The following is a 17,163-nucleotide window of genomic DNA, read 5'->3' on the forward strand; positions in this document are numbered from 1 at the left end:
ATAAGGTTGAACTGGTTTAACTTTTTGAAGTTTTTCTGTTGCGAATTTTACTTAAATATTCGGTACTAAAACCAAGATAAGAAGCCAAAGCATATTGCGGAACGCGCTTTGCAATTGCCGAATATTTGCTCATGAATTCGTCGTAGCGTTCTTCGGCCGTTTTGGTAAAATTAGATAAAAGTCGTTTTTGGTGAAAAGCCAATGAGCGCTGGGTAATAATGCGTTCGAATTTTTCGAGTTTCGGAATTTTCTGCAAAAATTTCTGTTCGTCTTCGTATTCAATTTGAATTAAAACAGAATCTTCCAAAGCTTCTACAAATAAAGTTGCAGGTTCCTGATAAATCAAACTGCTGTAATCAGAAATCCACCAATCTTCAATAGCAAACGAAAGTGTGTGTTCTTTTCCTTCATTATCTACCAAATAACCTCTAAATGCGCCTTTTACAACATAACTTTTGTGTTTGCATACAAAACCCGGCTGCACGATAAATTGTCTTTTTTTGACTTTGGTAATCTTCAAAAAAGTCGCCAGATGCGTTTTTTCAGCGTCTGTCAAATCAACGTATCTTGATATATAGTCTATTACGGGTTGTACTTCTTTCATGTAACAAAGATAAAAAAGAAAAGGGTTTGTTTTGTTTCAGGTTTCAGGTTTCAATCTTTGTGGACAAACTAAGGACAAAACCCGACAGGTTTTTAAAACCTGTCGGGTTTATTGAGCAAAGTGAAAACTTGAAACTTGAAACTTGAAACTTGAAACTTGAAACTTGAAACAAAAAAAACTCCTTAATTTTTATTTGATTTTCATAACTTTGCAAAATGAAAGAGCAAAGCGTATGTCAGGCAACAGAACTCGGAATTAACGATTTAAAGTTAAAAGGGTTTAAAGTTTATGAGATAAATGGTGATGTAAGTAAAATTCCAACCTATAACCGCAGGGATTATTACAAAATTTGCATTAATACCAGCAAAAGTCTTATTCATTATGCAGATCGGGGAATCGAAACTGACGGAACTATTTTGTTTTTTGGAAATCCGCACATTCCATATTCGTGGGATACACTTTCACCTACATATGAAGGATATGCCTGTGTTTTTACCGAAGATTTTTTAAAGGTAAACGACCGTTCAGAAAGTCTTCATGAGTCGCCTTTGTTTAAAATAGGCGGAACTCCAATTTTCTCATTATCAGCAGAACAGAAAGTTTTTGTTGATTCTCTTTTTGTAAAAATGATTGAAGAACAAGAGACTGATTATGTATTTAAAGACGATTTAATGCGCAATTATATCAATTTGATTTTGCATGAATCGATGAAAATGCAGCCGTCAGAAAATTTCTTTAAACATAAAAACGCTTCTTCACGAATAACTTCTTTATTTCTGGAATTGCTGGAAAGACAATTTCCCGTTGAAACTAAAGATCAGCCACTTGTTTTAAAAACTCCGCAAGATTATGCTCAAAGTCTTGCCGTACATGTAAACCACTTAAATCGTTCGGTTAAAGAAGTGACCGGAAAACCTACTACAGCACATATTACTGAACGAATTATTGGCGAAGCCAAAGCCTTGTTACAACACACAGATTGGAGTATTGCCGACATCGGTTATTCACTTGGATTTGAATATCCGAGCTACTTTAATAATTACTTTAAAAGACTTACCGGAACAATTCCGAAATCGTTAAGAATGTAAATTGTTTCATATTCTTAATTTTTTGTTTGATTATTGTTATCTCGGGTTCGCTTTACTAAAGTAATTTTGCGTCGAAATAATTAGTATTAATCCTTTATCGGTTTTCTGCAAACTAAATAAAACTTCTTAAAGCACATTCTTGCTTTGCTGATTTAGTTTTCCCGATAGTAAAAAACAAATAATTATGAAAACTTCAGAAAATCAATTAAATGAAATTTTTCCTAAAGGCGATTTGGCTTCGGCAGATTACTTTACAGGAAAAGCCTGGGTTAAAATGCTGGTGCCAAACGACCCAATTTTAAATACTGCAGTTGGTAATGTCGTTTTCGAACCCGGCGCAAGAAACAATTGGCACACACATCCCGGAGGACAAATTTTGATTGTAACGCACGGAACAGGTTACTATCAGGAAGTTGGAAAACCAATTCAATTACTAAAGGAAGGTGATGTGGTAAATATTCAACCCGAAGTTAAACATTGGCATGGAGCATCTCCAGAAAGCGAATTTACCCATATTGCCATCAGTACAAATACTCAACTGGGAATTGTAGACTGGCTTGAGCCTGTAACTGATGAACAATATAATAGTTTTTAATAACCAAACTCAAAACCAATTATTATGTCAACAACTTATTCTACCGTTATCGAAGAAGGGAAAGTTCCCAATACTTATATGACTGGTGATGTTTCATATAAAAAACAAACCAGCGATATTCACCCTGAAAATACAATGATCAAAGAAGTAACTTTTGAGCCTGGCGCAAGAAGCAACTGGCACGTAAATGCAAGTTTGCAATTGCTTATCGCGACAAACGGAATTGGTTATTTTCAGGAAAAAGGCCAAGCAATACGATTACTTCATAAAGACGAAGTGGTTACTATTTTACCGGGAATAGAACACTGGTACGGCGCAACGCCATTTAGTAAATTCTCTTACATCATCATCATCACAGAAGTTGATAAAGGCTCAGGAAGCTGGTTACAAAGCGTAACCGATGAAGAGTATTTTAGTTACGGAGTGAAATAAGTCTCTAAGATACTAAGATTCTAAGATGCTGAGTTGCTAAGGTCCTAAGTTTTAATCTTTGAGACCTAGCGCCTTTGTGGCTATAAAAAGCAACTTGAACCCTAAAATAAAGAAAACCTGAAACAAATTTAAACCCCTTAAAATGGAAACAAAAAACATAAAAGCCTTTGGTACAGAAGCTGCTGAAGCACTATTAAAAACATTAGACATCAAACGCAGAGGCGTATTGGCACACGACGTAGAAATCGAGATTTTATATTGCGGAATCTGTCATTCTGATTTGCATTCTGCTCGTAATGAGTGGCACGGAACCATTTATCCAATCGTTCCCGGACACGAAATTGTGGGAAGAGTTACAAAAGTTGGTGAGCATGTAAAAAACTTCAAAGTGGGTCAATTAGCCGGAGTAGGCTGTATGGTTGATTCTTGTAGAGAATGTGAACATTGTAAGGAAGGCCTGGAGCAATTTTGTGAGCCTGGAAATACATTGACATTCAACTCTTCTGACACTCATTTGGGCGGACAAACTTTTGGAGGTTATTCTGAAAGTATTGTTGTTGATGAAAATTATGTATTGCATATTTCAGATAAACTTGATCTTGCCGGAGTTGCACCTTTACTTTGTGCCGGAATCACGACTTATTCTCCCTTAAAACACTGGAAAGTAGGTCCTGGACAAAGAGTAGGAGTTGTGGGTATTGGTGGTTTAGGACATATGGGAATCAAATTAGCAAAAGCTATGGGCGCTCATGTTGTTGTTTTTACAACTTCTTTATCTAAAACAGAAGATGCAAAACGTTTGGGTGCAGATGAAGTTGTTTTATCTACAGATCCTGAACAAATGGCAAAATATGCGAGAAGTTTACACTTTATTTTAGATTGCGTTTCGGCTCAGCATAATATAGATGAATACCTGAATTTACTAAAAGTAGACGGAAATATGGTTTTGGTTGGAGCGCCAATGGAACCGCTTCCTGTAACGTCTTTCAGCCTTTTAATGGGAAGAAGAAGCTTCGCCGGATCAAACATTGGTGGAATCGCTGAAACTCAGGAAATGCTGGACTTCTGCGCCCAACACAACATCACTGCAGATATCGAAGTAATTGGCGTAAACGATGTAAACGACGCTTACGAAAGATTACTTAAAGGAGATATTAAATATCGTTTTGTGATTGATATGGCTTCTTTAAAGTAGCTAAGGTTCTAAGTTGCTAAGATGCTAAGAAAAAAAAACTTAGTTCCTCAGAATCTTAGCAACTTAGTATCTTAAAAAAAATAACCCCTTAAGCAATTCAACTCTTAAGGGGTTTCTCAAAAAAAAATACCAGTACCAATTATTTTTATTTTTTATCCAGATTTTGTTTTAGCATTTTGGCATGTTCTAAATGTGCTGTTAAACCAGCGATATTATTAGAAGCCCAAAGTCTAATATCTGCATCTTTTGCGTCTTCCGAAGCTTTTTTAAGTTTATTAATTGCTTTTTCGTGACCATCAATCATCATGTCAGCAAATTTTTTGTCGAAATCAACACCTGATTTTTCGTTTAGTTTTTTGTATTCTTCCTGACCTTCTTCAGTTAACGAAGTTGGTAACGTAAAGTTTTTAGTTTTTGCTAATGCACTCACTTCAGAAGCTGATTTTGTGTGTTCATCAACAAGCATTTGACCAAATTTTTTCACTTCAGCATTTGTACTTTTAGTTTGCGCTAATTTTCCAATTTCGATTTCAGCTAGGTTAATTTCAGCCTGATCTACCAAAAATTCAGAATCATCTTCTTTGCTGTCGATAGAGTCAAATTTAGCTTCGTTAGCATCTTCAGCAACCTCTTTTGGATCTTCTTGTTTAGTTTCGTTTTTGCAAGAATTTAAAAATATAATGATTAGTCCGGCGCCTAAAATAACTTTTCCTGCTAATAGTAACTTTTTCATGATTTTATGGTTTAAATGTTATGATGTAAAATTATATAGGATGTAGATGGAATGTTTTACAGCATTTTTAGATAATGTTACAGGATTTCAAGATTGATATATTTAATAGTTTTTATATTTACTAAATAATTTATTTATTAAACTTTGAAACCTAAGTCTATGAAAAAAAACATTTTCTTTCTTTTATTACTTTTGAGCATTTTTAGCTGTAAACAAAATTTAGAAGAAAGTAGTCCATTGGATACTTCTAAAATTATAAAACTTCCTAAATTAGAAAATATTCATACTTATATTCAGCTTCCAAAATCAGAAGATAGAATTTGTAGAAATGGAATAAAATGGGCAAAAAAAGATATTGAAAAAGGAGAATTAGTTTTTAGTATGCCAAGTGGTGAAGGTGATTATGATTTGAGACAAGAAAAGTATATTAGGATATTATGTAAAAAGCATAATTTGATTTTTAGATTTGAAATGATTGATGATGCTCCAGTTGAAGAAGGAATGCAAGGGTGTTATGGTGCATACATGGATAATATGATTGCTAAAAAATTTAATTCAAATTTTAAGCAAAACCTGCTTAATGAAGCTGATATAATGTTAAGTAAATCAAACGATACTATTCGAAGTTGGGATTGTGATATAAAACCAAAAATTGAAGGATTAACATCTGAAAACTCAATACACATTTTATTAGATGCTAAATTTAAAAAGCAACTAGCAAAAGATAAGATTTATTATGGAGCAGGAATTGACATTAGATTTTACATTGATAAAAAAGGAAAACATAGCGGGTATCATTTAGACGATTATAATAGACTTGAAAAAAACAACAGAGAAAAGTATAAAGTTCAATTTGTAAAAGCTGGAATTGATCAATTAAAAAAGTATCAAAAATGTAGTGCAGGTGAAATAAAAGGACAAAAAGTAATTACCAAACAAACAATCAGAACCTATTTTAATTGAGCATGACTATCGAAAAAGAAAAAATACTACAACTTAAAAAAATCGATGGTAATGGATTTTTTAAAATTAAGCCATTTAAATTATTTGGTTCTAAGATACATAAATACAAATTAAATAATTGTTTAGGTGAAGCTGAAATTGAAGAGTTTGAGAAATTCCATAATATAAAGCTTCCAACAGATTATCGAAATTTTATAAAACATATAGGAAATGGAGGAGTTGGTCCTGCTTTAGGACTTTATAAATTAAAAGACTGGAATTTAGAACTAGAAATTGAGAATGATAATTTTCTTAAAACAAAATTTCCTTACACAGAAAAATGGAATTCAGACTTTAATGGAAATACAGAAGATGAAAAGTTTATGGATAGTGAAGAATTTGAATGTTGGGAACAAGATTACTATAATGAAAAGCATGTTTTTGGCAGTATTAGAGTATGTCATTATGGCTGTGCTATTTATTTTTTTTTAGTAGTTTCCGGAGTTGAAAAAGGAAATGTTTGGGTTGATGACAGAGCAAATGATCAAGGAATTTATCCGTTATCAACAGAAAATAATAATAGATATAATTTTACAGAATGGTATAATGAATGGTTAGACCAAAGCTTAATTAAATTAAAAGTAAACAAACATTGAAAATAAACTATACTTTAGATCGGGAAGATTATAAAAAAGCAGGAACAGAATTAATTACGAAAAGGTACATATTTCTGATAACTTACTTTTCTCTGGTTTCAGTTATAGTGAGTTATACATTTGTATACAAAGACTTTAATTGGTCGGAATTTTTATTTATTTCAGCTATTTTTTTCTTTTTTGCCTTGATTGTCATTAGTATTATTCCTGATTTAATAAAACATTCAAAAATCAAAAAACTAATAGATTCACAACCTGATTTATTAGGGGAAAAGTCTTTAGAAATAAAACCAGATGGAATAGAATTTAATAATTTTTATAACAATGTTGTCAAAGTGTATGAGTGGCATACTATTAAAAAGACATATATCACGAAAAATTACAGTTTTATAACTTTAAAAAATAGGACTTCATTTATCATTAAAAATGAAGATTTAAAAGAATCTGATTTTATTAAAGAATTAAAATCAAAAATTAAAACTTCTTTTTAAAAATTATATTCTTTACGTTCTCGCAATAGAACAAAAACCGAATCAAAATGAAAAACCTACTTAGATTATTGTTATTAATTTTCTTCTCGAATGCTCTGATAAGCTGCGATCCTTCACAGCATATTTCATTTATAAACAAAACAGATTTTGATGTAAAGATTAAAATTAATTTAGATCCTAAAGTAAAAGATATTCAACTTTATCAAAATGCAGAAAATGATTCGATTGTTTATAATTTAAAGAAAAGTGACACCGCCACGCTTTATTGTGGAATTGGAACCTGGTCAACTAACGAAACTGTAAAATTTGCCAATTCAATAAAAAACATTGAAATTGATACAAAAGACACGAAAACCATTTACAAGTCTAAAAAAGCCATAAAGGATATTTTAGATAAAAACATACAAGGTATTTTGGTAAAAAGTCTTATAGAGATTAATATTGAATAAAGAGATACTATTAAAAAAATACACAAAGAAAAACTCATAACTTCAAAACAAAAAATCCCAAATTCTTGCGAATTGGGATTTTTTGTTTTTAAACCCTTTGATGTATAGTTAATTATGAAAGTATAGGAAAGAATTATATAACGAATTCCAAGCTGTTTTTAAGGAACTTTGGTAGTATACTTTACTGAATAATAACCACAAAATTTAATCGTCATGCAAAATTCAGGAATTAAGAACAAAGAACATTACGAGACTCTTATACACAAGGTTTTAAGTAACGAAAAATATGGACAAACGGCTAATTCTTCTAACGCTGGAGAAAACGTAAGAACAAAACCATATGAAGAATGGACGAAAGAAGAGCTCTATCAGCAAGCCAGAAAAGTTGGAGTAGAAGGTAGGTCTTACATGAATAAAAGAAACCTAATCAAATCATTACGAAATAACTAGAATACAAAATTTATATCTTCAATAAATTATGAATGCCAAACTCTCTCAGGAAAAATTAATGAAACAATTGATACAGTCACCTCAATTGGTTCTAGAAAAATTAGATTTAGTATATGTAAGCGATAACAGCTTAACGATCGAGCGTTGCAGAGAAGGCGAGGGGTTTGTTTATAAAAAAAACGGAAGATGTATAAAAGCAAAAAACGAAATAAAACGCTTTAACAGCCTCGTGCTTCCGCCTGCGTGGGAAAAAGTGCGAATTGCAGATTTGTCAAACGGTCATCTTCAGGCTGTTGGAACGGATGTTAAAAACAGAAAACAATACCGTTATCATCCGAAATGGAATCTTATCAGAAATCAGACTAAATTTTATAAAATAGCCGAATTTGGAAAATACCTCCCAAAAATAAGAGAACAGGTCGATCAGGATCTTGCTCAGAAAGAGTGGTGTAAAAACAAAGTTACAGCACTTGTAATTCGCTTAATGGAAGAAACGCATATCAGAATCGGAAATGAAAAATATGCGAAAGACAACAAATCGTACGGACTTTCGACATTAAGAAAAAAGCACATTAACATCGACAAAAATACGCTACGTTTTGAATTCGTTGGAAAAAAAGGCGTAAAACATACTATAACGACCAGAAACAAACAACTGGTTAAACTGGTAGGGCGATGTGAAGAAATTCCGGGTATGGAAGTTTTTAAATATTATGATGAAAATGGCGAACGCAAAGTTTTAGATAGTCATATGGTGAATTCTTATCTGCATGATATTACAGGAAAATATTTTAGCGCCAAGGATTTTAGAACATGGGGAGCATCCTTAATATTTTTCGAAACTTTAATGGAAATCGGGACAACAACCGAAGAAAAAGAAATTAAAAAGAATATTCTGGACGCTTTTGAAACTACAGCCGAGGCTTTGGGAAATACAAAAAATGTATGTAAAAACTATTATGTACATCCGCTCATTGTGGCAAGTTATGAAGATGGATCAATTCAGCAATATTTTGATCGCGCAAAAAAATGCCGAAGCAATCAGCCGCATTTTTCGCATTCAGAAATTGCTTTTTCAGAATTAATCGGAAATTTTCAGCCCGAATTTTCATAATGAAACGGATTGAGCTAATAATTGAACGTTTTGAGTTAACAGTTTCCTTTTTTATGTGGCAACTTTGAGAAATATAAAAGGATTCAAGTTGGGGACAAAACGACACATTATCATCATCGGTAATGTGTCGTTTTAATTTAAATAAATAATCAAAAAAATTATGGCAACAAAAAGTGGCGCTTATCAGGATGTTTATATCAAAAGAGATGACAAAATGGTAAGCTTAAAAAATGATGTAACAGATTTTTGTGAGAAATATATAAAACCTGTTCATCCTGAAAATTGGGATTGGTCGGTAAGAGATTTTGAAAATCCTGAAAATGATCCAACAATCGATGAAGCGCGTGCTATTGCGGCTGTCGTTTACAGAGATTTAAGCGAAGATAAAGATACAGATGTTGATCTTTCGACTATGGATAATGTTGAAGCTATTAAGGCTTATTTGAATCCAAAAAGCAAGCACGAACGATTTAATATGGAAGAGTTTGCCTTTGCCTTAAAAGTAGAACTTGAACATGGCAGGGTAAGAGACGTAAATGTAACCAACAATCATCCGTTTTTAACCGCTATGATTGCGCTTGCACACATGACAGAAAGTTTAACGTATTATAAAAGACTGGCCGTTATGGAAGCACAAGGCGAAATTTTTGAGATTATGCGAAAAATCGAAAGCTCAGAAACCGGAAAAGAAGAATGGTATAAAGAATTAGGCAAAGCCGAAATCGAATTAACAGAGGCACGATTAGGTCTTGCAGAGCGTTTGGAGAGAATGGACGATATCCCAACTTTAACTAAAATTGGGGACTAAAAAAACTGCTTAAGGCAAAAAAACGCCGTTACTAATTTTAGTAACGGCGTTTTTTTAATCTATATTTTCGATTAGAATTTTCTGGGATCGTTATCATTATAATCATCTCCAGAATCTTCTTCCTCGATTTCTCCCGGTTCCAAATCGTCTTCTAAATCATCATCGTCATCATCAGGATCTAATTCCTGTAAATCCTCATCTGATTCTGTTAATTCTTCAGAGTCTGAAGGATTGTCGAATTCATCGTTAAGGTTATCTGCATTTTCATCATAAAGAAGATCTCCTGTAGTGTGCGTGTGATCGTCAAGTTCTTCTTCTTCTTCTCTGTCATCTTCATATTCTTCATATTCTTCCTCATCAAATTCATCTGCAGAATTGGTAAAATCATCATTTACATTATCTGATGGATTATCAAATTCATCATTTAAATCATCTGCGTCATCTACCAGATCGCCCGGTTGATGAAAATCATCATCCAAATCGTCTAAATCATCTTCATTTGTAATACGCTCCTGATCAGGAATGGCTTTATTAGGATCATATCCATTTATAGTAAAACCATAATTTTTAACATCACCCTGATGATTAGCTCTTCTGATTTCGTCATTATTATAGAGCTTCTCGTTCATAATATTGTTTTGTCTGTTTAAATTTTGATTTCGAGAATCTCTATTTTCTACAGTACTATTTCTTTTATCAGTAGTTTCCATGACAAGTTAATTTATTGTTCGTATAATACAAATCTAATTACTAAGGTGTAGGATTATCTTATAGAATTAAAATCGCTAATTCTATAATTCACAGATGATTATATTGTAAATAATGTAAGAAATACTATAACTGATTGCTACTAATCAAAAGTACTTTTACAATTATTAATAACAATTAAATTATTTATCATGGAAACTAAAAATAAGAAACAAACTACGACAAAAAAAGCTGCACCAAAACAAACAACTAAAGCAGGAGTAACAAAACCAAAATCAAATGCTGCATCCGGACTTACAGAACTGTTTGAAGATGGATTAAAAGACATTTACTGGGCAGAAAAAGCTTTGACAAAAGCGCTTCCGCTAATGGCAAAAAATGCAACGTCTGCAGAGTTAATTGATGCGATAACAAACCATTTAACAGAAACTGAAGAACATGTAACCAGATTGGAACAGGTTTTTGCAAGTATTGGTAAAAAAGCAACTGCAAAAAAATGCGATGCAATGGAGGGGCTAATTGAAGAAGGTAAGAGTATCCTTGAAGAAACTGAAGTTGGCGTTGTTCGTGATGCGGGAATTATTGCTGCCAGCCAGAAAATCGAACATTACGAAATTGCGACTTATGGAACTTTAAGACAATTTGCAGAAACACTTGGTCTTACAGAAGCCGCTTCTTTATTAGAATTAACTCTTGACGAAGAAAAAGGCGCAGATAAACTATTGACAGAAGTTGCTGTAAATGCAATTAATGTTGAGGCTGCGGAAGAAGATGAAGCTTAGTTTTCAAAATATCTAAAAAGTGCAGTAATAAAAGCTGCACTTTTTTTTCATTTTTTAAAATTTAAATCAAAAAATATTATTCATTATGCCCGAAGGTCCGTCTATCGTAATTCTGAAAGAAGAAACTGAGCATTTTGCAGGACAAAAAGTGATTTCTGTCTCCGGAAACAGCGCTATTGATTTAGAGCGAATAAAAGGTAAAGTTGTAGAAGCTATTAAAACCTGGGGAAAACATTATTTAATTTGTTTTGATGATTTTACGGTTAAGATTCATTTACTAATGTTTGGCACTTATCGCATTAATGAAAGAAAAGAAACCACACCCAGATTAAGCCTTATTTTCTCAAACGGAGAACTTAATTTTTATACCTGTTCGGTTAAAATTTTACAGGGTGATATTAATTTGCATTATGATTGGGAAGAAGATGTAATGAATATTAAATGGAGTCCCGAAAAAGCAAAACAAAGTCTGGGGAAAATTCCCAACCAAATGATTTGTGATGCCGTTCTGGATCAGAATATATTTTCAGGAGTTGGTAATATTATTAAAAATGAAGTTTTATACCGATGCCATGTTCATCCGGAATCTTTAACAGGGAAAATTCCACACGATAAAATAGTCGAAATAATTGATGAATGCTCCATTTACAGTTTCGAATTTTTAGATTGGAAAAAGAAATTTGAATTGAAAAAACATTGGCTGGCACATACTAAAAAAACTTGTTTGAGATGCGGTCTTCCTTTTATAAAAAAACATACGGGTATAAAAAAACGCCGTAGTTTTTTCTGTACCAACTGTCAACAATTATACACATGAAAAAAGAAATACACATAGGGTGTTCAAGTTATAATAACCGTTTTTGGAAAGGTATCTTTTATCCTGAAGATTTACCAACCAAAAATTGGTTCAATTTTTATTGCCGGCATTTTAATACCTATGAAATGAATGGTACTTTTTATAAATTTCCAACCATCAGAATAATGGAAAACTGGTATAAAAAAGCGCCGGATAATTTTCTTTTCTCAGTAAAAGCCCCCAAAGAACTCACGCACATTAAAAAGCTGGTAGATTGCAAAGAGCAAATCAAAGAATTTTATAATGTATGTGATGATGGTTTAGAGGAAAAACTAGGCTGTATTCTTTTTCAGTTTCCTCCAAGTTTTGATTATACCGAAGAAAGGCTTCATACTATTATTAAAACATTAGATAAAAGCTTTAAAAATGCAGTTGAATTTCGGCATAAAAGCTGGTGGAATCAGGAAGTTTGGAATGCTTTTCAACAAAACAAAATAACCTTTTGCAGCGTAAATTACCCAGGATTACCAGAAGATATTTTAACCGAATTTCCGCTTACTTATGTTCGTTTTCACGGAAATAAAAAACTATTTTATTCGAGTTATTCTTCAGAAGAATTAGAAAATATAAAAAAGAAAATTGAGGATAAACCAGGTTTCGTTTATTTTAACAACACAGCAAGCGAAGCAGGAATTTTGAATGCTTTGGAGTTTAAAAATATGGAATTAACTGTAAAAAATTAACCGCAAAATTCGCAAGGATTTAAGCAAGGTTCGTAAAGTTTTTTAAGCTTTGCGTAAATCCTTGCGAACTTTGCGGTTAAAATTTATGTGTTTGAAAATTACAATTTCAAACTTCCTTCAATTCCGTCATCCATTGTTTTTCCGGTAACAAAAGCGGCGGTCATTTTTGCAATAGCAACCATTTTTCCGTTTTTATTGTTCCAGTAATAACCATCTTCAGGAATTACTTTAATAACGCTCAAATTTGGATCATCCTCGCCGCCTGGCATCCATACTTTTATAATAGGATCATATAATTCGTGAATTATTTCAGGATTGTACAAAATGCTGGCAGTTCCATGTAAGGTTAAAAATTTATCATGCGGTTCAGAAAAAAAGATTTCAACCGTTGGATTTTGTGTAATCTCTGCATTTTGACTGCTGTTTCTGTCAGATAAAAACCAAAGCTGACCCAAATCGTCAATTTTTTGAACAGACATTGGTCGCGATTGTAATTTATTTTCAAGATTATAAGTACACAGCATGCAGGTTTTTATATTTTCTGCAAGATCTTTTATTTTATCTACAGCAAATTCGTTTGTAAGGTCTTTATGATCTCCCATGGCTCTATATTTTAAGTTATTTGTAAAGTTTTTTTAAATACTAATTTGACTGTCGTACAAAAGGTATTTTTGAAAAATTATTATTTGTAAAGTTGCTGTTTTTTAGATTTTTAGTTCTTATAGAATTAAAATTATAAGTTATGAGATTTCTATTATTTACTTTTTTGTGAGAATTTAAAATCAATTGTTATATTTTATTTATTTGAATTATCTTTGGTCCGTAATTATACCACTTTCACATATATGACAGATTTGACCGTATTTTATACCGATGATGATGAAGATGATTTGAGCATTTTCGCCGATGCTGTTGAATCATTGCCTAAGAAAATTGATCTTTTAACTTATAATGGCGGAGAGAAATTACTAACGGCAATTTATAATCCGCCGCCAACTCCACATGTTGTTTTTTTAGATTTAAATATGCCTGGTAAAAATGGTTTTGATGTTTTGGCAGAACTTAGAAATTCGGAAGATAAAAAAGACATTCCAATTGTTATTTTCTCTACTTCAAATGAGCCTGGTATTATAGAAAAATGCCGTACACTTGGGGCTAATTTTTTTATTACCAAGCCAGTTTTAATGAAAGATATTGTAAAATCTATAGAACATGCTCTGGAAATTGATTGGAAAAACTTCGTTCCCGGACCTAAAAACTTTGTTTATAAATCATAAACACATGGTATAACAGATAAAAAAAACACCAAATTCAAATTGAGTTTTGGTGTTTTTTTATTTTATTCCGGTAAGTAAATTTCAAAAGTTGCTCCTTTACCTTTTTCGCTATGTGCGCGAATTATTCCTTTATGGTTTTCTACGATTTTTTTAACGATGGCTAGACCAATTCCGGTTCCGGAGAATTCACTTTCGGTATTTAATCTCTGGAAAACCTCAAAAATTCGTTCCTTATATTCATCTGCAAAGCCAATTCCGTTGTCAGATATTGTAAGATGATAATACATTTTATCAGGATAATCAACGGGGATTTTTGTTTCGTAACCTTTAATTCTCCTGGCCTTAATTTCAACATACGGATCCTGGCCTTTTTTAGAAAACTTTAAAGCATTCCCGATCAAATTATGCAGTAACTGTCTAAACTGAAAAGGAATAACTGTCGCTTCTCCCAAAGGATTTAAATTAATAATTGCATTTGTTTCTTCAATACGTTCAGAGAAATCACTGATAACTTCTTCGGCAATTTCATCCAGATTTACTTTTACAAAAACCCTGTCGGCGGAATTTGTTCTGGAATAGGTGAGGAGATCCTGAATTAAAGTTTGCATTCTTTTTGCCGAAACTTCTATACGACCTAAATATGTTTTGGCTTTCGCCGAAATATTCTGTTCATCCAAATCAGAAAGACGACTGGCAAAAGTTTGTATTTTTCGTAAAGGCTCCTGCAAATCGTGGCTGGAAATGTAGGCAAAGGATTGTAATTCAATATTCATATTAATCAAATCCTTGTTTTTTTGCTCCAATTCGGCCGTACGTTCGTATACTTGTTTTTCGAGATTTTCGGTAAAATTTTTCTGATCCTGAATATCTGTGCTTGTTCCAACCCACATTTGTATATTTCCCTGTGTGTCTTTTTGCGGAATTGCGCGGCTTAATTGCCAGCGGTATTTACCATCATAACGACGAAAGCGATGTTCTAATAAAAAGTCTTTTCCGGTAGTAATGGCATCTACCCAAACTTTGATGTTTTCCTGGCGATCATCAGGATGAACAATTTGCAGCCAGCCATTTTTCTCGATGTCTTCACTTTTAAGCCCCGAATAAGAATAAACAGACTGATTGAAATAATTTATATTGCCCAATGCATCACTTGTCCAGATATGCTGTGGCATAGAATCGGCAAGAAGCCTGAATTTTTCTTCGCTTTTCATCAATACCTGATGCGCATTTTTTTCATCGGTAATATCTATAATAGTACCGATCATTTTTGCGGGTTCGCCATCTTCATCAAAAAATATTTTCCCGTGTGCTTTTATCCAGCTAATCGAATTATCGGGTTTGATAATTCTTGATTCATATTTATAAATGCTGGTCGTCAGCGCAACCTCATATGCTTTTTCCAAGATTGGCCTGTCATCAGGATATATCATAGTCAGAATTTCGGCTCTTGTTACTTTTGTTTCTTTTTCAAGACCAAAAAGCGAAGGCAAATTCTCAGAATAAATTAATTCCTGTGTTGGTATATTCAGGTCCCAGGTTACGATTTCGGCAATTTCGGCTGCCAAACGAGCTCTTTCTTCTGCATCTTCAACTTTTTTTCGAGCTTCAACTTTATCTGTAACATCATTAACAGTAACCATTACGCCGGATATCTTGCCATCTTTTTCAAACAAAGGAGTATATTGATAATCAAGGTAAAATCTCTCCAGTTTTCCTTTAATATCTACATAAGCAACAGCTTCTTTTTCTTTTATAATCTTTGCGTTATTTACAACGTCGTCAAGCAGTTCCGGATATTTTTGTTCGGCGAGTTCAGGAAAAACTTCCAGAATTGGTTTTCCAATAGTTTCTTCTTCCGTTTTTTGCCAAATAACATTCATCATCGTGTTATTGGCCATTTCAATAGTGTGATTTTTTCCTCTAAAAATGGCCATTGCAATTGGCGACTGCATAACTAATTTTCTAAAAGCGGCTTCACTTTCAGATATAAAATGACGTGTTTTTACAGTTTCTGTAACTTCATAAGCGGCAACAATAACTCCCGAAATAATATCGTTTTCTTCTTTTAAAGGATGAAAAACCAAATTAAAATAACATAATTCCTGTTTTCCGTAGCGGTTTAATGTTACCGAAAATTCATCTGTAAAATAAGGATTTCCAGTTTCAAGAACATTCAAAAGAAGTGGCTGAGCAGTTTCTTTGGCCTCGGGAACAGAATCAAATAAAGGTTTTCCGAGAATATCGTTTTCCTGCTTATCAATAATTTGTAAATAGGTAGGATTGGCCATATCTACAATCAAATCCTGACCTTTTAATATGGCAATGCCAAGCGGAACCTGCTGCACTGTATTTCTAAATCTTCTCTCGCTTTCTTCGATTGTATTTCTTGCAATTACCTGCGACGTGACATCATTGGCGAGAGCTACAATACCAGAAATTGTTCCATCTGGTTCTTTCAAAGCTTCATATACAAAGTTTATATACACATCTTCGACTGTTTCCTTACGGGGAAGCCTGACCAGACGTTCGTGTGCTTCAAATTTTTGTCCGGTTTTATAAACATTTTCAAGAATGGTTTCCAAACCTTGTCCTTTTGCCTCCGGAAGTCCTTCAAAAATGGGTTTGTTAACTACTTCATTTTCTTTTCGTCCCCATAATTCGAGCATAAGGGTATTTGCAATTTCAACGATATAATCAGGGCCTCTAAAAACACACATTGCACTTGGTGTCTGCAAAATGTTATTGAGATAGCGTGAATTACTTTCTTCTAATTTCCTAACTAATTTTACTTTTTCGGTTGTCTCATTACAAATAACCAAAACGCCTGCAGGTTTTCCAGATTCGTTATTTACGGGGCTGTAACTAAAAGTCCAGTAAACATCTTCTATTTTCCCGTTACGATATATAGGCAATAATTGGTCTTCGTGCCAGGTAGCTTCACCTTCTAAAATAACCTGATCTATCAGGGGTTTTATAAAATCCCAGATTTCAGGCCAGGAATCTACGCCTTTTTGACCTAAAATAGAAGGATGCTTGCCATCATTACCCAAACTTGGTCGGTAAGCATCATTATAAAAACAAATATGATCCGGTCCCCAAAATAAAAACATTGGAAATTTTGAATTTAGTAAAAGTCCTAATGTTGTGCGTAAACTTTGCGGCCATGTTTCGACTGAACCTGCAGCAGTTTTACTCCAATCTTTAGCACGGGTTAATGCTCCCATTTCGCCTCCTTTCGAAAGGAAATCCTGATTCATATCTATCATGAAAGTGTATTTTCTTTTTTACTTTAAGTAACCA

At 33.1% G+C, this 17,163-nt stretch carries 20 protein-coding genes; 15 read left to right on the forward strand and 5 right to left on the reverse strand.

Annotation, left to right across the window (positions count from 1 at the left end):
* Positions 1–16: 16 nt before the first annotated feature.
* Entirely contained in the window at positions 17–604 is a 588-nt protein-coding gene (locus RT99_RS09260; RefSeq protein WP_042564433.1) for a Crp/Fnr family transcriptional regulator, read from the reverse strand.
* A gap of 215 nt (positions 605–819) precedes the next feature.
* On the opposite strand from RT99_RS09260, the gene RT99_RS09265 reads away from it, so the two are divergent.
* The 4 genes from RT99_RS09265 to RT99_RS09280 all read left to right on the forward strand — a co-directional run bounded on the left by RT99_RS09265 (position 820) and on the right by RT99_RS09280 (position 3,914).
* Positions 820–1,692: an AraC family transcriptional regulator gene (locus RT99_RS09265; RefSeq protein ID WP_042564434.1), complete on the forward strand. Its 873-nt coding sequence runs from the start codon at positions 820–822 to the stop codon at positions 1,690–1,692.
* Between the two features lie 184 nt (positions 1,693–1,876).
* Positions 1,877–2,287 (forward strand): cupin domain-containing protein, encoded by a 411-nt coding sequence (locus RT99_RS09270; RefSeq protein WP_042564435.1) that lies wholly within the window; start codon positions 1,877–1,879, stop codon positions 2,285–2,287.
* Positions 2,288–2,311: 24 nt separating this feature from the next.
* A complete protein-coding gene (locus tag RT99_RS09275; protein WP_042564436.1) occupies positions 2,312–2,719 on the forward strand; it encodes a cupin domain-containing protein in 408 nt (135 codons plus the stop codon).
* Between the two features lie 142 nt (positions 2,720–2,861).
* The gene (locus tag RT99_RS09280; RefSeq protein WP_042564437.1) at positions 2,862–3,914 is read left to right on the forward strand and encodes an NAD(P)-dependent alcohol dehydrogenase; all 1,053 of its coding nucleotides are present in this window, start codon (positions 2,862–2,864) and stop codon (positions 3,912–3,914) included.
* 145 nt (positions 3,915–4,059) lie between these two features.
* On the opposite strand, the gene RT99_RS09285 is transcribed toward RT99_RS09280, so the two are convergent.
* Entirely contained in the window at positions 4,060–4,647 is a 588-nt protein-coding gene (locus RT99_RS09285; protein ID WP_042564438.1) for a DUF4142 domain-containing protein, read from the reverse strand.
* A 159-nt stretch (positions 4,648–4,806) separates the two neighbouring features.
* Here RT99_RS09285 and RT99_RS09290 point away from each other — a divergent pair, with 159 nt between their 5' ends.
* From RT99_RS09290 to RT99_RS24660, 7 genes are all read left to right on the forward strand, one after another.
* Positions 4,807–5,610 carry a hypothetical protein gene (locus RT99_RS09290; RefSeq protein ID WP_042564439.1) on the forward strand — a complete coding sequence of 268 codons (804 nt, stop codon included), beginning with the start codon at positions 4,807–4,809 and terminating at the stop codon, positions 5,608–5,610.
* Between the two features lie 2 nt (positions 5,611–5,612).
* On the forward strand, positions 5,613–6,245 hold the full coding sequence (locus RT99_RS09295) for an SMI1/KNR4 family protein (protein WP_052483628.1): 633 nt from the start codon (positions 5,613–5,615) through the stop codon (positions 6,243–6,245).
* Positions 6,242–6,736: a hypothetical protein gene (locus RT99_RS09300; protein ID WP_042564440.1), complete on the forward strand. Its 495-nt coding sequence runs from the start codon at positions 6,242–6,244 to the stop codon at positions 6,734–6,736. Before RT99_RS09295 ends, RT99_RS09300 begins: the two co-directional genes overlap by 4 nt.
* A 47-nt stretch (positions 6,737–6,783) precedes the next feature.
* Positions 6,784–7,185 (forward strand): hypothetical protein, encoded by a 402-nt coding sequence (locus RT99_RS09305; RefSeq protein ID WP_042564441.1) that lies wholly within the window; start codon positions 6,784–6,786, stop codon positions 7,183–7,185.
* Between the two features lie 213 nt (positions 7,186–7,398).
* Positions 7,399–7,635, forward strand: coding sequence for a hypothetical protein (locus RT99_RS09310; RefSeq protein ID WP_042564442.1), 237 nt, complete (start codon positions 7,399–7,401; stop codon positions 7,633–7,635).
* Positions 7,636–7,663: 28 nt separating this feature from the next.
* The gene (locus RT99_RS09315) at positions 7,664–8,749 is read left to right on the forward strand and encodes a DNA topoisomerase IB (protein ID WP_042564443.1); all 1,086 of its coding nucleotides are present in this window, start codon (positions 7,664–7,666) and stop codon (positions 8,747–8,749) included.
* A 160-nt stretch (positions 8,750–8,909) separates the two neighbouring features.
* Positions 8,910–9,557 (forward strand): DUF5661 family protein, encoded by a 648-nt coding sequence (locus tag RT99_RS24660; RefSeq protein ID WP_052483629.1) that lies wholly within the window; start codon positions 8,910–8,912, stop codon positions 9,555–9,557.
* A 71-nt stretch (positions 9,558–9,628) separates the two neighbouring features.
* Here RT99_RS24660 and RT99_RS09325 read toward each other — a convergent pair whose 3' ends face one another.
* A complete protein-coding gene (locus RT99_RS09325) occupies positions 9,629–10,267 on the reverse strand; it encodes a hypothetical protein (protein ID WP_052483630.1) in 639 nt (212 codons plus the stop codon).
* 189 nt (positions 10,268–10,456) lie between these two features.
* Between RT99_RS09325 and RT99_RS09330 the strand changes: the two genes are divergently transcribed.
* From RT99_RS09330 to RT99_RS09340, 3 genes are all read left to right on the forward strand, one after another.
* Positions 10,457–11,047 (forward strand): ferritin-like domain-containing protein, encoded by a 591-nt coding sequence (locus tag RT99_RS09330; protein WP_042564444.1) that lies wholly within the window; start codon positions 10,457–10,459, stop codon positions 11,045–11,047.
* 85 nt (positions 11,048–11,132) lie between these two features.
* Entirely contained in the window at positions 11,133–11,864 is a 732-nt protein-coding gene (locus RT99_RS09335) for a DNA-formamidopyrimidine glycosylase family protein (RefSeq protein WP_042564445.1), read from the forward strand.
* A complete protein-coding gene (locus tag RT99_RS09340; protein WP_042564446.1) occupies positions 11,861–12,586 on the forward strand; it encodes a DUF72 domain-containing protein in 726 nt (241 codons plus the stop codon). The genes RT99_RS09335 and RT99_RS09340 overlap by 4 nt, the downstream gene beginning before the upstream one ends.
* A gap of 98 nt (positions 12,587–12,684) precedes the next feature.
* On the opposite strand, the gene RT99_RS09345 is transcribed toward RT99_RS09340, so the two are convergent.
* The gene (locus tag RT99_RS09345; RefSeq protein ID WP_042564447.1) at positions 12,685–13,188 is read right to left on the reverse strand and encodes a pyridoxamine 5'-phosphate oxidase family protein; all 504 of its coding nucleotides are present in this window, start codon (positions 13,186–13,188) and stop codon (positions 12,685–12,687) included.
* A 243-nt stretch (positions 13,189–13,431) separates the two neighbouring features.
* On the opposite strand from RT99_RS09345, the gene RT99_RS09350 reads away from it, so the two are divergent.
* Entirely contained in the window at positions 13,432–13,863 is a 432-nt protein-coding gene (locus RT99_RS09350; protein ID WP_042564448.1) for a response regulator, read from the forward strand.
* A gap of 62 nt (positions 13,864–13,925) precedes the next feature.
* On the opposite strand, the gene RT99_RS09355 is transcribed toward RT99_RS09350, so the two are convergent.
* The gene (locus RT99_RS09355) at positions 13,926–17,129 is read right to left on the reverse strand and encodes a PAS domain-containing protein (protein ID WP_042564449.1); all 3,204 of its coding nucleotides are present in this window, start codon (positions 17,127–17,129) and stop codon (positions 13,926–13,928) included.
* Between the last annotated feature and the right edge of the window lie 34 nt (positions 17,130–17,163).

This window comes from Flavobacterium sp. MEB061 (assembly GCF_000834715.1).
In the GTDB taxonomy this organism is placed as follows: Bacteria; Bacteroidota; Bacteroidia; order Flavobacteriales; family Flavobacteriaceae; genus Flavobacterium; species Flavobacterium pectinovorum.

Coding starts and splice junctions, on each gene's coding strand:
- RT99_RS09260 (WP_042564433.1), bottom strand. CDS start 604: ATGAAAGAAGTACAACCCGTAATAGACTATATATCAAGATACGTTGAT.
- RT99_RS09265 (WP_042564434.1), top strand. CDS start 820: ATGAAAGAGCAAAGCGTATGTCAGGCAACAGAACTCGGAATTAACGAT.
- RT99_RS09270 (WP_042564435.1), top strand. CDS start 1,877: ATGAAAACTTCAGAAAATCAATTAAATGAAATTTTTCCTAAAGGCGAT.
- RT99_RS09275 (WP_042564436.1), top strand. CDS start 2,312: ATGTCAACAACTTATTCTACCGTTATCGAAGAAGGGAAAGTTCCCAAT.
- RT99_RS09280 (WP_042564437.1), top strand. CDS start 2,862: ATGGAAACAAAAAACATAAAAGCCTTTGGTACAGAAGCTGCTGAAGCA.
- RT99_RS09285 (WP_042564438.1), bottom strand. CDS start 4,647: ATGAAAAAGTTACTATTAGCAGGAAAAGTTATTTTAGGCGCCGGACTA.
- RT99_RS09290 (WP_042564439.1), top strand. CDS start 4,807: ATGAAAAAAAACATTTTCTTTCTTTTATTACTTTTGAGCATTTTTAGC.
- RT99_RS09295 (WP_052483628.1), top strand. CDS start 5,613: ATGACTATCGAAAAAGAAAAAATACTACAACTTAAAAAAATCGATGGT.
- RT99_RS09305 (WP_042564441.1), top strand. CDS start 6,784: ATGAAAAACCTACTTAGATTATTGTTATTAATTTTCTTCTCGAATGCT.
- RT99_RS09310 (WP_042564442.1), top strand. CDS start 7,399: ATGCAAAATTCAGGAATTAAGAACAAAGAACATTACGAGACTCTTATA.
- RT99_RS09315 (WP_042564443.1), top strand. CDS start 7,664: ATGAATGCCAAACTCTCTCAGGAAAAATTAATGAAACAATTGATACAG.
- RT99_RS24660 (WP_052483629.1), top strand. CDS start 8,910: ATGGCAACAAAAAGTGGCGCTTATCAGGATGTTTATATCAAAAGAGAT.
- RT99_RS09325 (WP_052483630.1), bottom strand. CDS start 10,267: ATGGAAACTACTGATAAAAGAAATAGTACTGTAGAAAATAGAGATTCT.
- RT99_RS09330 (WP_042564444.1), top strand. CDS start 10,457: ATGGAAACTAAAAATAAGAAACAAACTACGACAAAAAAAGCTGCACCA.
- RT99_RS09335 (WP_042564445.1), top strand. CDS start 11,133: ATGCCCGAAGGTCCGTCTATCGTAATTCTGAAAGAAGAAACTGAGCAT.
- RT99_RS09340 (WP_042564446.1), top strand. CDS start 11,861: ATGAAAAAAGAAATACACATAGGGTGTTCAAGTTATAATAACCGTTTT.
- RT99_RS09345 (WP_042564447.1), bottom strand. CDS start 13,188: ATGGGAGATCATAAAGACCTTACAAACGAATTTGCTGTAGATAAAATA.
- RT99_RS09350 (WP_042564448.1), top strand. CDS start 13,432: ATGACAGATTTGACCGTATTTTATACCGATGATGATGAAGATGATTTG.
- RT99_RS09355 (WP_042564449.1), bottom strand. CDS start 17,129: ATGATAGATATGAATCAGGATTTCCTTTCGAAAGGAGGCGAAATGGGA.